This window comes from Candidatus Sulfotelmatobacter sp. (assembly GCA_035504415.1).
In the GTDB taxonomy this organism is placed as follows: Bacteria; Vulcanimicrobiota; Vulcanimicrobiia; order Vulcanimicrobiales; family Vulcanimicrobiaceae; genus Vulcanimicrobium.
Genome location: DATJRY010000014.1, coordinates 94,672 through 109,146, shown reverse-complemented (window position 1 = coordinate 109,146; position 14,475 = coordinate 94,672). Strand labels below are relative to the sequence as shown.

Here is a 14,475-nt window from a genome sequence, read left to right as displayed (position 1 = left end):
TAGAGTTCTCCCTTGCGGGTAGCAACTATGAGTAAGGGTTGCGCTCGTTGCGGGACTTAACCCAACACCTCACGGCACGAGCTGACGACAGCCATGCAGCACCTCTACACAGGTCCCTTGCGGGAAGTCCCTATTTCTAGGGAGGGTCCTGTGCGGTTCAAGCCCAGGTAAGGTTCTTCGCGTTGCGTCGAATTGAACCACATGTTCCACCGCTTGTGCGGGCCCCCGTCAATTCCTTTGAGTTTCAGTCTTGCGACCGTACTCCCCAGGCGCAGGACTTAACGCGTTAGCTACGGGACTTGCCCCGTACAGGGCAAACCCCAAGTCCTGATGGTTTAGGGCTAGGACTACCAGGGTATCTAATCCTGTTTGCTCCCCTAGCTTTCGTCCCTCAGCGTCAGTTGCGATCCAGCGAGCCGCTTTCGCCTCGGATGTTCCTGCGGATATCTACGCATTTCACCGCTACACCCGCAATTCCACTCGCCTCTCTCGCACTCTAGCACAGCAGTTTCGGAAGCAGCCTCTGGGTTAAGCCCAGAGATTTCACTCCCGACTTGCCACACCGCCTACGGACCCTTTACGCCCAGTAATTCCGAGCAACGCTGGCCCCCTACGTCTTACCGCGGCTGCTGGCACGTAGTTAGCCGGGGCTTCCTCCAAGGGTACCGTCATTATCGTCCCCTTCGACAGTGGTTTACGACCCGAGGGCCTTCTTCCCACACGCGGCGTCGCTCCGTCAGGCTTTCGCCCATTGCGGAAAATTCCTCACTGCTGCCTCCCGTAGGAGTCTGGGCCGTCTCTCAGTCCCAGTGTGGCTGGTCGCTCTCTCAAACCAGCTACCCATCGGTGCCATGGTAGGCCATTACCCCACCATCTAGCTAATGGGACGCGGTCCCGTCGTCGTGCGGATTGCTCCTTTTATCGCCAAGGGATGCCCCTCGGAGACGTATGCGGTATTAGCTAACCTTTCGGCTAGTTATCCCCCACACAACGGTAGGTTGACCACGCGTTACTCACCCGTCTGCCACTAGGTATTGCTACCTCGTTCGACTTGCATGTGTTAGGCACGCCGCCAGCGTTAATCCTGAGCCAGGATCAAACTCTCCGAAAAATTTCTTTCGGAGCCTTTGAGGCTCTTCAAAACCGCTGACTGATTGGGTTCGCCCAAGGGCGAACCCACTGGGCCCGGATTGCGAATCCGGGCCACACCGTCGCGCTCAGCGCGCGGCGGTTCAGCACTAATCTTGTACGAGATCCGAACCTGGTGCGGACATCCGGTGGAGCCGGAAGAGCCGCGGTCCGAATCTTAAAATCTCGTTCCCGGGCAAACAAAAACGCGGTCCTTTCGGAGCCGCGCATCATCGCCGGGGCGGAGACCCACAGACTTATGCGCTACTGCACTGTTCAGTTTTCAAGGAACGGACGCTGCCGCCAGGCCCATTTCGGACCGGATCACTGACCGCACCGTAGGAGCGAGGCGTCAGAGTCAACGACGGATAGACTACCACTCCGCGTCCAGCATGTCAACGGCTCGACGGGGGACTTATCCACGGGCTTGTCCACAGCAGGTGGGCCAGAGCACACGCCTGCCTGCCCGACATCAGGCCAATCCGGCTGCCCGCTCGCCCCCGTCCCGCGCGCCGACCTTCTCCGAGATCGACTTGCCCTGGGTGAACAGCAAGAGGTAGTCGTGGCCGCCGGCCTTGGAGTCGGTACCGCTGAGCTTGAAGCCGCCGAACGGTTGCCCGCCGACCAAGGCGCCGGTGCACTTGCGGTTGAGGTACAGGTTGCCGACGAAGAAATCGGCTTCGGCCCGCTCCAGGCGCTCGGCCGACCGGGTGTAGACCGCGCCGGTCAGGCCGAACTCGGTGTCGTTGGCGATCCGCAGCGCGTCGTCGTAGTCCCGGGCTTTGATGACGGCCAGCACCGGCCCGAAGATCTCCTCTTGGGCGATGCGGGCGCGGGGGTCGACGTCGGCGATCACGGTCGGCTCGAGGAAGTAGCCCTCGCCGGCGGCACGCTTGCCGCCGGTCAGCAGCCGGCCCTCGGCCTGGCCCAGCTGCATGTAGTCGGCGATCTTCTGGACCGCCTTCTCGTTGATGACCGGCCCGACGACGGTGCCGGGCTGCGCCGGGTCGCCGATCGTCAGCCCCTTGACCGCCGGGACCAGCTTCTCGAGGAACGCGTCGTAGACGGCGGCGTCGACGATCGCCCGCGAGCACGCCGAGCACTTCTGGCCCGAGAACCCGTAGGCAGCGGCGACCACGCCCGCCACCGCGGCGTCGAGGTCCGCGTCGTCGGCGACGACGATCGCGTCCTTGCCGCCCAGCTCGGCGACCACGCGCTTGATCCAGCGCTGGCCGGGCGGCGTCTTGGCCGCCAGCTCGTTGATCCGCAGCCCGACCGCTTTCGAGCCGGTGAACGAGACGAAACGCGTGCGCGGGTCGGTGACCAGCGCCTCGCCGACCGTCGGCCCGTCGCCGGGGACGAAGTTGAGCACGCCCGGCGGCAAGCCCAGCTCGTGCATGAGATCGACGAAGCGGGCCGCGATGACCGCCGCGTCCGGCGAGGGCTTGAGGACCACGGTGTTGCCGGCGACGACGGCCGCGGCGCTCATGCCGGCCATGATCGCGAAGGCGAAGTTCCAGGGCGGCAGCACGACCCCGACCCCCAGCGGCAGGTAGACCAGCCGGTTGCGCTCGCCGGCGATCGGCGTGAGCGGCGGCGGGGTCGCCAGCCGGATCGCCTCGCGCGCGTAGAACTCCAGGAAGTCGATCGCCTCGGCGGTGTCGGCGTCGGCCTCGATCCACGGCTTGCCGACCTCGAGCACCAGCAGGGCGTTCCAGTCGTCCTTGGCGCCGCGGATGTGGGCCGCGGCGCGCAGCAAGAACTCGGCCCGCTCGGCGAACGTCGTGCGCTTCCAGCTCTCGAAGCGGGCGGTCGCGACGTCGAGTGCCTCGGAGACCTGCGCCGGCGTCGCCTCGTCGACCTCGCCGATCACTTGGCTGGGCCGAGCCGGGTTGCGCGAGGCGATCGTTCGCTCACCGTGGACGCGCCGGCCGTCGATCACCAGCGGCCAGCGGCGGCCAAGCTCGTCGTGCGCGCGCGCCAGCGCGGCCTCCAGCGACGCGCGGTCGGCGGGATCGGAGAAGTCGCGAATCGGCTCGTTGCGGAACGGCGGCAGGGTGCGGGGTGCGGCGGTCGTGGTCATCTCACCGCGAGCCTATGCGCCTGCCGCTGGCGGGACCTCCTCGACGCGCGCGCTCGGTCGTGGAACGTCGTAGCGGGCCGCTTCCGGATCGGCGAGAATACGCGACGATCATGGTGTACGACATCGCCGTCGTCGGCGGAGGCATCGTCGGGCTCGCGACCACGCGCGAGCTGCTGCTGCGTCATCCCAAGCTGCGCGTCGCGAACGTCGAGAAGGAAGCGGTCTGGAGCAAGCACCAGACCGGCCACAACAGCGGCGTCATCCACTCCGGCATCTACTACAAGCCCGGCTCGCTCAAAGCCAAGCTGTGCGTCGAGGGCCGCAAGCTGGCCTGGGCGTACTGCGAGGCCAAGGGCATCGAGTACAAACAGGTCGGCAAGCTGATCGTCGCCACCGAGGAGTCGGAGCTGGGACGGCTCGACGACCTGATGGCGCGCGGCGTGCAGAACGGAATCGAGAACCTCGAGTACCTCGACGCGGCGCAGATCGCGGCCCGCGAACCGCACTGCCGCGGGATCAAGGCGATCTTCTCACCGGTGACCGGCATCGTCGACTGGGGCAGCGTGGCGCGCAGCTACGGCGAGGACGCGCGCGAAGCCGGCGCCGACATGTTCCTCGAGCACACCGTCACCGGCATCGCGCGGCGCGGCGGCGTCACCGTGCTGCGCACGCCCAAAGGCGAGATCCAAGCCAAGGCCGTCATCACCTGCGGCGGCCTGCAGAGCGACGTGCTGGCGAAGATGACCGGCGGCGCGCGCGATCCGAAGATCGTTCCGTTCCGCGGCGACTACCTGATCTTGCGGCCCGAGAAGTCGGACCTGGTGCGCGGCAACATCTACCCCGTGCCCGACCCCGAATTTCCGTTCCTGGGCGTCCACTTCACGCCGCGCATGGACGGCTCGATCTGGCTGGGTCCCAACGCGGTGCTGGCGTTCGCGCGCGAAGGCTACTCGTTCTTCACCATCAACCCGCCCGAGCTGTGGGACGCGCTGACGTACCCCGGTTTCTTCAAGCTGGCGACGAAATATTGGAAGACCGGCGCCGAAGAGATGTACCGCGATCTGGTGCGCTCGGCGTACGTCGGCGCGCTGCAGCGCTACATCCCCGAGCTGCAGCCCGAGGACTGTCTGCCCGGCCCCTCGGGTGTGCGCGCGCAGGCGATGGCCGCCGACGGCTCGCTGGTCGACGACTTCGTGTTCGAGGGCTCGGGCGGCGTCGTCCACGTGCGCAACGCGCCCTCTCCCGCCGCGACGTCGTCGCTCGCGATCGGCAAGCACATCGCCGACGACGCCGAGTCACGCTTCGGTTTGGGCAAAGCGCTGGCGGTCTGACGCGCATGCACGATTTCATCGAGGTCGATCGGCTGATCGCGATGCTGGACGATCCGCGTCTGCGGATCGTCGACGCGCGTTCGGTGCCGCACGGCGGGACGGTGGCGATGCCATCCGGGCGCGAGCAGTTCGCGGCGGGCCATATCCCGGGCGCGGTGCACTTGGACTACGGCGACGATCTGAGCGATCCGGCGACGCCGTACGCGACCCGCGTGGCGCCGGCCGAGCGCTTTGCCGCGGTGATGGGCGCACACGGCATCGACGACGAGGCGATCGTGGTCGCCTACGATGCCGGCACGATCCCGTTCGCCGCGCGCATGGTGTGGATGCTGCGCTACTACGGTCACGCACGGGCTGCCGTGCTGGCCGGCGGGATCGGCGTCTGGACCGGCGCCGGCCGCGCGCTCGCGACCGGCGCGCCGGCACCGCATGCGCCGGCGACGTTCACGCCGCGGCCGCAAGCGGCGCTGCGCGCGTCGCGCGAGGAGGTGCTGGCGATCGTCGAAGGCCGCGAGCGGGCGCAGCTGCTCGAGACGCAGCGCGATCAGACCTACGCGCAGCGCGACCGCGACATCCGCGGCGCGCGGCGCCTGAGCGGCAACCTGCTGCTCGAGGACGCGCGCGGCGGCCGCGTCGCCGAGGCGGACGCGCTGCGCGGGCTGGTCGCCGGCCTCGATCCGGCCGAACGCACCGTGGTCAGCTGCGGCAGCGGCGTCTCGGCGTCGGGCGCCTGGCTCGCGCTGCGCGCGGCCGGCTTCCAGGACGTCGCCGTCTACGACGGCTCATGGATGGAATGGGAGCACGACGAGCTCCCGACCGCGCCAAAACCCACCGCGTAGAGGACAGGATGACGACCAACGCAACGCACGAGACGCTCGATCCGCGCCTCGCGGCCCGGCTGCGCGCGATGCCGAAGGCCGAGCTGCACGTGCACGTCGAGGGCACGCTCGACCCCGAGACGAGCTGGACGATCGCACAGCGCAACGGGATCGCGCTGCCGGCCGATTCGCTCGAGGCGTGGCGCGCGTTCTTCGCCTTCCGCGACTTCGGGCATTTCCTCGAGGTCTACGTCGCGGCCGCCAGCGCGCTGCGCACGGTCGAGGACTACGCGCTGATGATCGAGCACTTCTACGCGCACCAGGCGCGGCAGAACGTGCGCTACTGCGAGGCCTTTCTGAGCGGTTCGCTCGCGCTCGCCACCGTCGGCGCCGAGGGGCTGCTCGAAGCGATCGCGCGCGGCGCGGAACGCGGGGAGGCGGCCACCGGCGTGCGCGCCGCCTTCATCCCCGACATCTCGCGCGAGCTGCCGCACACGCAAGCCGCGGTGACGGACCTGGTCATCGCCGGCGCCGCGCGCGGCGCCGTCATCGGCCTGGGAATCGGAGGCCCGGAGCAGGGCTTTCCGCCGGCCCTGTTCGTCGCGTCGTTCGCGCGCGCACGCGCCGCCGGGCTGCGCGTCGTCGCGCACGCCGGCGAGACCGCCGGCCCGGACAGCGTGCGCGACGCGGTCGAGCTGCTCGGCGCGCAGCGCATCGGCCACGGCGTGCGCACGCTCGAGGACGACGCGCTGACCGCGCGGCTGGCCGCGCGCGCGCTCCCGTTCGAGGTCTCGCCGACCTCGAACTACGCGCTCGGCATCGTCGCGCCCGGCGAACCGCACCCGATTCGCCGCATGCTCGCGGCCGGCTTGCGCTGCACGCTCAACTCGGACGACCCGGCGATGTTCGGCACCGATCTGTGCAACGAGTACGCGCTGCTGGCGCGCCAGGGCTTCTCGTGGGACGAGCTGTGGGCGCTCAACCGGGCGACGCTCGAGGCGTCGTTCTTGTCCGCCGGCGAGCTGGCGCGCTACCGCGCCGAGTGGGACGCCTTCGCCGCCGGCCTCGAACCGCTCGCGTGAGCGCTCCTTAGTCGGGTCGTTCGAAAGCGACGATCTGGTCGGCGGCGCGGTGGTTGGTCCAGAAGCGTTCGCCGTCGAACGCCAGCGCGCGCGCCGGGAACGGGATGATCGCCAAGTCGCTCGCCACCGGCTCGGCGCCGCGCGCGTCGACGCGCGTGAGCCAATAGACGCCCGACTCTTCGTCGTCGGTCGTCACCGCGTAGAAGCAGCCGTCGACGATGGTCTGGCCGCAGATCTGATGCGGTGCTTTGGTGACGCCCAGCACGTCGCCGTCGGCGTCGACGCCGACGAACTGCTGCTTGTACCACTGACTGATGTAGAGCACGTCACCGTCCCAGCTCAACTGCGAGCCGGTGCCGTCGGGCGCCCGGAACGTCCCCTCGGTCGCAAAGCCGTGGCCGGGGACGAAACGGTGCACGAAACGGTCGCCGTCGGCGTCGCCGGCGATGACGCGGAACTCCTCGGCGACCGCGGTCATGCCCCACGGGACGTTGGGCGCTTCGCCTTCGTCGCGCGCGGTCCACTCGGCCGGATCGATCGAGAGGATGCGGTGCGTGTCGCGCGAGCCGACCCACAGGCGCGCGCCGTCGAACGCCAACGCCTGCGGCGTCGGGGTCGGCGAGGGGAGGCGGAGCAGCTCGACGATCTGGTTCATGCGGCCGACGGTTCCGTCAGACGCCGAGATACGCCTTGCGGATCGCCGGGTCGTCGAGCAGCTGCGCCGACGGCCCGCTGAGCACGATGCGCCCGGTCTCCAGCACGTAGGCGCGGGTGCTGACCTCGAGCGCGGTCTGCACGTCCTGCTCGACGATCAGGATGGAGACGCCGCCGGCGTTGATCTGCGCCAACAACCCCAGCAGCGCGTCGACCAGCACCGGCGCGAGCCCGAGCGACATCTCGTCGATCAGCAGCACGCGCGGGCGCGCCATCAGCGCGCGCGCGATCGCCACTTGCTGCTGCTCGCCGCCCGACAGCCGGCCGGCCAAGAAGCCGTAGCGTTCGCGCAAGCGCGGCAAGAGCCCGAGGATGCGTTCGAGGTCGGCCTCGACCTCGCGGTCGCGGCGCAGGTAGGCGCCCATGCGCAGGTTCTCCTCGACCGTCAAGCCGCCGAAGAGCCGCCGACCTTGCGGCACCTGCAAGACGCCGGCGGCGACGATCTGATCGGGCGCCATCCCGGTCAGCGTTCGATCGCCGACGCGCGCGCCGCCGCTCCACGTGGAGACGACGCCGCTGATCGCACCGAGCAGCGTCGACTTGCCGGCACCGTTGGAGCCGACCAGCGCGACGATCTCACCGGGCCGGATCTCGAGCGAGACGTCCCACAGCACCTGCGTGTCGCCGTAGCCCGCGCACAGCGCTTCGACCGTCAGCCCGAGCGGCGCACGTTCCGCGTTCATGCGTCCTCCGGCGGCTCGACCTCGAGCGCCACCCGGCGCTCGTCGTCGATCGCTCGGAGCTCCGCTTGGCGCTTGGCCCAGCGCGAGCCGAGATAGGCCTCGATCACGTTGGGCGCGCTGAGCACCTCGGACGGCGAGCCCTCCGCGATCTTCTTCCCTTCCGCCAACACGACCACGCGCTGCGAGATCGAGACGATCGCCTTCATCAGGTGCTCGACGACGATCAGCGTGACGCCGCGCGCGTGCACGCGGCGCAGCAGGTCGAGCGCCTCGTCGACCTCGGTCGCGTTCAGGCCGGCCATCACCTCGTCGAGCAGCAGCAACTCGGGGTCGAGCGCCAGGGCCTTGGCGACCTCGAGCCGTTTGCGGTCCGGAATCGTCAGCTCGCTGGCGGGTCGGCCGGCGACGCGCGCCAGACCGACGGTCTCGAGCAGCTCGTCGGCGCGCGCGAACGACGCGCGGGTCGAACGTTTGGCACCGTCGCGGCCGTACATCGCGCCGACCGCGACGTTCTCGCGCACCGTCAGCGCCGCGAACGGCTTGACGATCTGGAACGTGCGCGCGATCCCCAAGCGACAGATGGCGTGGGTCGGCACGTCGGCGATGCGGCGCTCGCCGTAGAAGACGTCACCTTTGGTCGGCTTGAAAACGCCGCTGATCACGTTCATCAGCGTCGTCTTGCCGGAACCGTTGGGACCGATCAGCCCGACGATCGTTCCCGGCTCGACGGTGAAGCTCACCTCGTTGAGCGCCCACAAGCCGCCGAAGCGCATGCCGACGCCCGCGATCCGCAGCGGCGTGCTCATGCGCGATACGCCGTCAGGCTGCGCAGCCAGGCCCGTACGCCGCCGCGCAAGCCGAACAGCCAGACCAGGCCGCGCGGCAGCAGCAGCACGACCAGCACGATCATCGTTCCGAAGAACAGCGTGTGCGCGTTGACGATGTAGCGTTGCAAGAGCTCGTTGACGCCGGCCAGGATCAGCGCGCCGATGAACGGGCCGGCGACGGTGCCGATCCCGCCCAAGATCGTCATCACGATCGGGAACACGTTGGAGTCGGGCGAGAAGGTGATCGAGGGGTCGATGAACCCGTTGGCGGGGGCGAAGACCGCACCAGCTGCGGCGCCCATCATCGCGCCCAGCATCCAGGCGCGGATCTTGTACTTGGTGGCCGGGATGCCCAGCGCGGCCGCCGCGTCCTCGTTCTCGCGCACGGCGACGAACGCGTAGCCCACCTTCGAGCGCGTGATGAAGAACGTGCCCAGCATCGAAGCCAGCGCGACCAGCCACATCGCGTAGTAGTAGACGCCGAAGTGCGCCTCGTCGACTTGGTGCAGCGCCAGGCCGCTCGTACCGCCCAGCGCGTCCAGGTTGGCGATGATCTCGGCGACGGCGACGCCGATACCCAGCGTCGCGATGCCGAAATAGGGGCCGCGCAGCCGCAGCACGACGCGCCCGAGCAGGTTGGCGAAGAGCGCGTTGACGGCGACCGCCAGCGCGACGTCGGCCAGCAGGCTGTCGACACCGTGGGTCGAGAGCACGCCCGAGCAGTAACAGCCGATGCCGAAGAACGCCACGTTGCCGAACGAGACGTAGCCGGTATAGCCGCCGATCAGATTCCAGCCGTACGCCATCGCGGCGTACATCAGGATGTTGCGGAAGACCAGGTTGAAGTAGTCGTTGTGCGCCGCCGGCACGAACAGCAAGAGCGCCATCAGCGCCAGCGCGACCGCGAACGCGACCGGGTTGCCGGTGATGCCGCTCAGGCCCAGGCTGCGCAGCGCCGCGTTCACGCGACCGCGCGTCCCATGATACCGGTCGGGCGGAAGATCAGCACCAGCAGCAGCACGATGAAGGCGACGGCGTCGGAGAGCCCCGAGCCGCTGATCAGCTGACCGCCGACGGTGAACTGCACCGAGGTCGCTACCGCCTGGATGACCCCGTAGACCAGACCGCCGATCAGCGCGCCTTGCACCGAACCCAGCCCGCCCAGCACACAGACCGCGAAGGCCGAGATGAGGAACGGGTCGCCCATGTTGGGGTTGATCGACGAGGAGAGCGCGATCAGCGTGCCGGCGACGCCGGCCAGACCCGCGCCCAAGCCGAACACGATCGCGTAGATACGCGCCACCCGCACCCCGCTGAGCTGCGCCGCGCCGATGTCCATCGCGGTGGCGCGAATCGCGCGGCCGGTCTTCGAGCGGGTCAGCCACAGCTGCAGCGCGCCGGTGATGACCAGCGCCGCGACCAGCGTGAACAGCTTGACCCACGGCACCGTCACGCCGAGCAGCGTGAAGTTGGTGCCGCTATACGCGGTCTCGATGCCGCGGCGGTCGCCGGTCCAGATGATGAGCGCGACGTTGACGATCAGCAGCGAGAGTCCGAAGGTGAGCAGGAAGGTCGTCAGGATCGGTGCGCGCACGACCCAGTTGATGATCCAGCGCTGCACGGCGTAGCCGATCGCGAACAGCACCACGAAGGAGACCGGCAGCGAGAGGAACGGGTCGACGTGGTAGACCGCGTAGAGCTCGTAGGTCACGTAGGCGCCGAGCATCACGAACGCGCCGTGCGCGAGGTTGATGATGTTCATGATTCCCCACACCAGGGAGAATCCGATGGCGACGATGGCCAGGACCCCACCCGCGAGGATCCCGTCCACCACATATTGCGCCAAGTGTTAGCGCTTGCCCCAAGGGGGTGCCGGCCAGATGACCTTCGCTTCGGCCAAGCCCGCCGGCCAAACGGTGACGAGCTTGCCGTTCTGAATCTGATTGACGACCATCGGCTTGTACACGTTCAGGCCGCGGCTGTCGAACTTGAGGATGCCGTAGAACGTCACCACGTCGAGCTTCGCCAGCGCGTCACGCACCTTGTCGGGGTCCAGCGAACCGGCGCGCTCGATCGCATACTGGAAGGCCAGGCACGCCGCGGTCGACTCCGCGTTGTGATAGTCCGCGCGGTGGTGATACGCCGCTTCGAACGCCTTGGCATACTCTTGCGCGGTGCGGTAGAAGCCCGGCTCGCCCTTGTACTTCACCGCGTCCGACCACTGCGCGGCGCCGAAGACGTCGTTGGCGTCCTTGCCCAGCGAGTTCGCGAAGTCCGGGGTGTCGGGTCCGACCGTGTAGCCGTAACCGCCGGCCATCACGTTCTGATCCTTGAGACCCTTCTGCACCAGCAGCGCGTCCTGCACGTGACCGGCGTTGACGATCAGGTCGGGGTTGGTCCCCTTGAGCGCGGAGATGACCGACGAGACGTCCGTCGCGGTGTCGGGATACTTGTTGTCGTAGACGACCTTCATCCCGTGCGCTTGCGCCCAGGTGGCCGCGCCTTGCGCGACCTCCTGCGAGAAGGCGTCGCTGGCCGAGGTGATCGCGACGCTCTTGGCGGCCGGCTTTTGGTGCACGGCCATCTCGAGCACGCCTTCGAGGTAGCGGCGCGCCGGCGAGAGCACGCCGAACGTGTACTTGAAGCCTTGGTTGAAGATCCGCTCGGCCGCGCCGTTGCCTTCGACCATCGGGATCTTCTTGCGCTCGGCGATCCCCGCCACCGTGAAGCTCGTCCCCGAACCGTACGGCCCGAGCAAGAAGTTGACGTGGTCCTGGTCGATCAGGCGCTCCGCCAACTGCGCCGACGTGTCGTTCTTCGACTCGTCGTCGTAGTACTTGATGTCGACCTTATACGACTTGTTGCCGACCTTGATGCCGCCGTGCGCGTTGACGTAGGTCTTCCAGAACTCGTAGCCCTCTTGCGTGAGGTGACCTTCCTTGGTCAAGGCACCGGTCAGCGAGATCGGCGAGCCGAACACGATCGTGTCCGTATCGGCCCGGGCCGAGAGACCGGGCACGAGCACCGTCGCTGCCAGCGCGAGCACGCCAAGGGCCGCGGTAGGACGAAGAATCATCGAGCCACCTCCGACAAAAGTTGTGCCGAGGGTGCGCCTCGCGGCGGTGATTTCCTCCTTCTCGCTACCCGCGCGTCGGCAACGCGGCGCGCAAGGCCGCGACGTACGCGCCGGCGCGCTGCGCGGCCTCCTCGCCGCGCGTTCCGGCGTACGCGTCGATCAGGCCGCTGCCGACGATGACGCCGTCGGCCAGCGCGCCGACCGCCGCGGCGTGCGCCGGCGTCGAGATGCCGAAGCCGACCGCCAACGGAAGCGAGGTCACCCCGCGCAAGCGTGCCAGCGCTCCGGCCAGCCAGCCGGTGTCGGGTTCGCGGCGCGCGCCGGTGACGCCCAGCCGCGAGACGAGGTAGACGAAGCCGCTCGACGCGGCGGCGATGCGTTCCGCGCGCGCCGGCGGGGTCGTCGGCGCGACCAAGAGCGGGATGGCGAGGCCGGCCGCACGCAACGGCGGCGCGAACGCGTCGAGCTCCTCGAGCGAGACGTCCGGGACGATCGCGCCGACCGCGCCGGTCGCGGCGGCATCGCGCGCGAAGCGCTCCGGGCCGTAGCGGTCGACGGGGTTCACATAGGTGAAGAAAACGATGGGAGCGCAGCCGCGCTCACGCGCTCGCGTTGCCAGCGCGAGCACGTCGGCCATGCGCGTCCCGCCGTCGAGCGCGCGCTGCCCGGCGGCCGCGATCGTCGGCCCGTCGGCCAACGGGTCCCCGTACGGGATGCCCAGCTCGATCAGGTCGGCACCGGCGGCCGTCAGCGCTTCGAGCACCGCCAGCGTCGTCTCGCGGTCCGGATCGCCGGCCACGACGTACGGGATGAGTGCCGCGCGCCGCTCGGCGCGCGCGCGCGCGAAGACGGCCTCGATCCCCTCGCTGACGATCACCCGGCCACCTCGCCCTCGAGCGCGGCGACGGTGCGCACGTCCTTGTCGCCGCGGCCGCTCAGGCTCACCAGCACCAGCCCGTCCGGCCCGCGCTCGACCGCCAGGCGCTGCGCGTAGGCGATCGCGTGCGCCGACTCGAGCGCCGGGACGATCCCCTCGCGCCGCGCGGTGTGGTGAAAGGCCGCCAGCGCGTCGGCGTCGTCGATCGCGACGTAGGTGGCGCGGCCGGCGTCCTTGAGCCACGCGTGCTCGGGACCGACGCCGGGATAGTCCAGGCCCGCCGAGATCGAGTGCGTGTCGCGCACCTGACCGTCATCGTCTTGCAGCACGTAGCTGCGCGAGCCGTGCAGGATGCCGACCGAGCCGGCGTTGAGCGAGGCGGCGGTGTCGATCGACCGCACGCCGTGCCCGGCGGCCTCGACGCCCCACAAACGCACCTGCGCGTCGCCGACGAAGGCGTGAAAGATCCCCATCGCGTTGGAGCCGCCGCCGACGCACGCGACGACGTCGGTCGGCAGCCGGCCGTAGCGCTCGAGCATCTGCGCGCGCGCCTCGACGCCGATCACCTTTTGGAACTCGCGCACCAGGTACGGGTACGGGTGCGCGCCGACCACCGAACCGATGACGTAGAAGGTGTCCTCGACCCGGGCCGCCCACTCGCGGAACGCCTCGTTGGTCGCATCCTTGAGCGTGCGCGTCCCGCTCTCGACCGGGTGCACGTTCGCACCGAGCAGCCGCATGAGATAGACGTTGAGCGCCTGCCGCTCGACGTCGACCGCACCCATGTAGACGTCGACCTGCATCCCGAGCTTGGCGCCGATCGTCGCGGTGGCCACGCCGTGCTGGCCGGCGCCCGTCTCGGCGATCAAGCGCCGCTTGCCCATCCGCTGCGCCAGCAGCGCTTGGCCCACGGTGTTGTTGATCTTGTGCGCGCCGGTGTGGTTGGTGTCCTCGCGCTTGAAGACGATCGGTGCGTGGGGGCCGTCGACGAGCCGCTCGGCCTGGTAGATCGGCGAAGGACGGCCGACGTAGTCGTGCAGCAGCCCTTCGTAGGTCCGCCAGAAATCCGCGTCGGCGAAGGCGTCGCGCATCGCGCGCTCGAGCTGGGCGAGCGCCTCGACCAGGACTTCGGGGACGAAGATTCCGCCGAAGCGGCCGTAATAGCCGCGGACGTCGGGAAGCTGCTGCAGGTTGGTCGTCATCTCATCACGTCTTTTTCGCTCAGGTCGGCTTCGCGCACCGCTCGGACGAAGGCGCGGATCTTGTCGGGATCCTTCGCGCCGTCGGTTTCGACGCCGCTGCGCACGTCTACCGCATACGGCCGGACCAAGCGCACGCACTCGCCGACGTTGGCCGGCGTCAAGCCCCCGCTCACCACGAAGCGCCGCTCGCCGGCCAGCTGCCGTGCCGCACGCCAGTCGAAGACGCGACCGGTCCCACCGCTGCGGCCGTCGGCGCCGGCGGTGTCGAACAGCCACGTCGCGTGCGCGAACGGTCGCGCGAACGCGGCGAACTCGGGACCGCTGGGGATGCGGTCGGGGCGCAGGTGATAGGCCTTGAGGTACGGCCCGGCGGCGAAGACCTCGCACGTCTCGGCGCTCTCGAAGCCGTGGAACTGCGGCGTCGCACCGACCTTGAGCGCTTCGTCGACCAGCCCCGAGGGCGGGTCGACGAACACCGCGACCAGCGCGGTCAACGCGGGAATGGCGGCCGCGATCTCGTGCAGCACGTGCATCGACACGCGCCGCGGCGACTCTTCGGCCAGCAGCACGCCGACCGCGTCGGCGCCGGCGTCGACCGCCAGCAGCGCTTCGGCGACGCTGGTGCAGCCGCAGATCTTGATCCGGGTGCGCACG

The 14,475-nt window shown here is 69.1% G+C and carries 13 protein-coding genes and 1 rRNA gene; 3 read left to right on the top strand and 11 right to left on the bottom strand.

The genetic code is table 11. The annotated features are described in order from the left end of the window. Together VMD91_12825 and pruA are read right to left on the bottom strand one after the other, a co-directional pair. A 16S ribosomal RNA gene (locus tag VMD91_12825) occupies nucleotides 1-1,111 on the bottom strand; the annotation flags it as partial. Nucleotides 1,112-1,600: 489 nt separating this feature from the next. After that, a complete protein-coding gene (gene pruA, locus VMD91_12820; protein HTW84949.1) occupies nucleotides 1,601-3,211 on the bottom strand; it encodes an L-glutamate gamma-semialdehyde dehydrogenase in 1,611 nt (536 codons plus the stop codon). Nucleotides 3,212-3,321: 110 nt separating this feature from the next. Here pruA and lhgO point away from each other — a divergent pair, with 110 nt between their 5' ends. Genes lhgO through add form a run of 3 tightly spaced genes read left to right on the top strand, consistent with a single transcriptional unit; the run spans nucleotide 3,322 to nucleotide 6,442 of the window. Further along, entirely contained in the window at nucleotides 3,322-4,542 is a 1,221-nt protein-coding gene (gene lhgO / locus VMD91_12815; GenBank protein ID HTW84948.1) for an L-2-hydroxyglutarate oxidase, read from the top strand. 5 nt (nucleotides 4,543-4,547) lie between these two features. Further along, nucleotides 4,548-5,381, top strand: coding sequence for a rhodanese-like domain-containing protein (locus tag VMD91_12810; protein ID HTW84947.1), 834 nt, complete (start codon nucleotides 4,548-4,550; stop codon nucleotides 5,379-5,381). Nucleotides 5,382-5,389: 8 nt separating this feature from the next. Beyond that, nucleotides 5,390-6,442, top strand: a complete 1,053-nt coding sequence (gene add / locus VMD91_12805; protein ID HTW84946.1) for an adenosine deaminase — start codon at nucleotides 5,390-5,392, stop codon at nucleotides 6,440-6,442. A gap of 7 nt (nucleotides 6,443-6,449) precedes the next feature. On the opposite strand, the gene VMD91_12800 is transcribed toward add, so the two are convergent. From VMD91_12800 to VMD91_12760, 9 genes are all read right to left on the bottom strand, one after another. Continuing rightward, nucleotides 6,450-7,097, bottom strand: a complete 648-nt coding sequence (locus tag VMD91_12800; GenBank protein HTW84945.1) for a hypothetical protein — start codon at nucleotides 7,095-7,097, stop codon at nucleotides 6,450-6,452. 16 nt (nucleotides 7,098-7,113) lie between these two features. Next, nucleotides 7,114-7,839 (bottom strand): ABC transporter ATP-binding protein, encoded by a 726-nt coding sequence (locus VMD91_12795; GenBank protein HTW84944.1) that lies wholly within the window; start codon nucleotides 7,837-7,839, stop codon nucleotides 7,114-7,116. Further along, entirely contained in the window at nucleotides 7,836-8,645 is an 810-nt protein-coding gene (locus tag VMD91_12790) for an ABC transporter ATP-binding protein (GenBank protein HTW84943.1), read from the bottom strand. The genes VMD91_12795 and VMD91_12790 overlap by 4 nt, the downstream gene beginning before the upstream one ends. Beyond that, nucleotides 8,642-9,631, bottom strand: a complete 990-nt coding sequence (locus VMD91_12785) for a branched-chain amino acid ABC transporter permease (protein ID HTW84942.1) — start codon at nucleotides 9,629-9,631, stop codon at nucleotides 8,642-8,644. Before VMD91_12785 ends, VMD91_12790 begins: the two co-directional genes overlap by 4 nt. Further along, complete coding sequence (locus VMD91_12780) at nucleotides 9,628-10,497, bottom strand: branched-chain amino acid ABC transporter permease (protein HTW84941.1); 870 nt, start codon at nucleotides 10,495-10,497, stop codon at nucleotides 9,628-9,630. Before VMD91_12780 ends, VMD91_12785 begins: the two co-directional genes overlap by 4 nt. An 18-nt stretch (nucleotides 10,498-10,515) precedes the next feature. Then, nucleotides 10,516-11,742 (bottom strand): amino acid ABC transporter substrate-binding protein, encoded by a 1,227-nt coding sequence (locus VMD91_12775; GenBank protein HTW84940.1) that lies wholly within the window; start codon nucleotides 11,740-11,742, stop codon nucleotides 10,516-10,518. A gap of 64 nt (nucleotides 11,743-11,806) precedes the next feature. After that, entirely contained in the window at nucleotides 11,807-12,619 is an 813-nt protein-coding gene (gene trpA / locus VMD91_12770; protein ID HTW84939.1) for a tryptophan synthase subunit alpha, read from the bottom strand. After that, nucleotides 12,616-13,821, bottom strand: a complete 1,206-nt coding sequence (gene trpB / locus VMD91_12765) for a tryptophan synthase subunit beta (GenBank protein HTW84938.1) — start codon at nucleotides 13,819-13,821, stop codon at nucleotides 12,616-12,618. The genes trpA and trpB overlap by 4 nt, the downstream gene beginning before the upstream one ends. Beyond that, on the bottom strand, nucleotides 13,818-14,474 hold the full coding sequence (locus VMD91_12760) for a phosphoribosylanthranilate isomerase (protein ID HTW84937.1): 657 nt from the start codon (nucleotides 14,472-14,474) through the stop codon (nucleotides 13,818-13,820). The genes trpB and VMD91_12760 overlap by 4 nt, the downstream gene beginning before the upstream one ends. Nucleotide 14,475 lies beyond the last annotated feature (1 nt).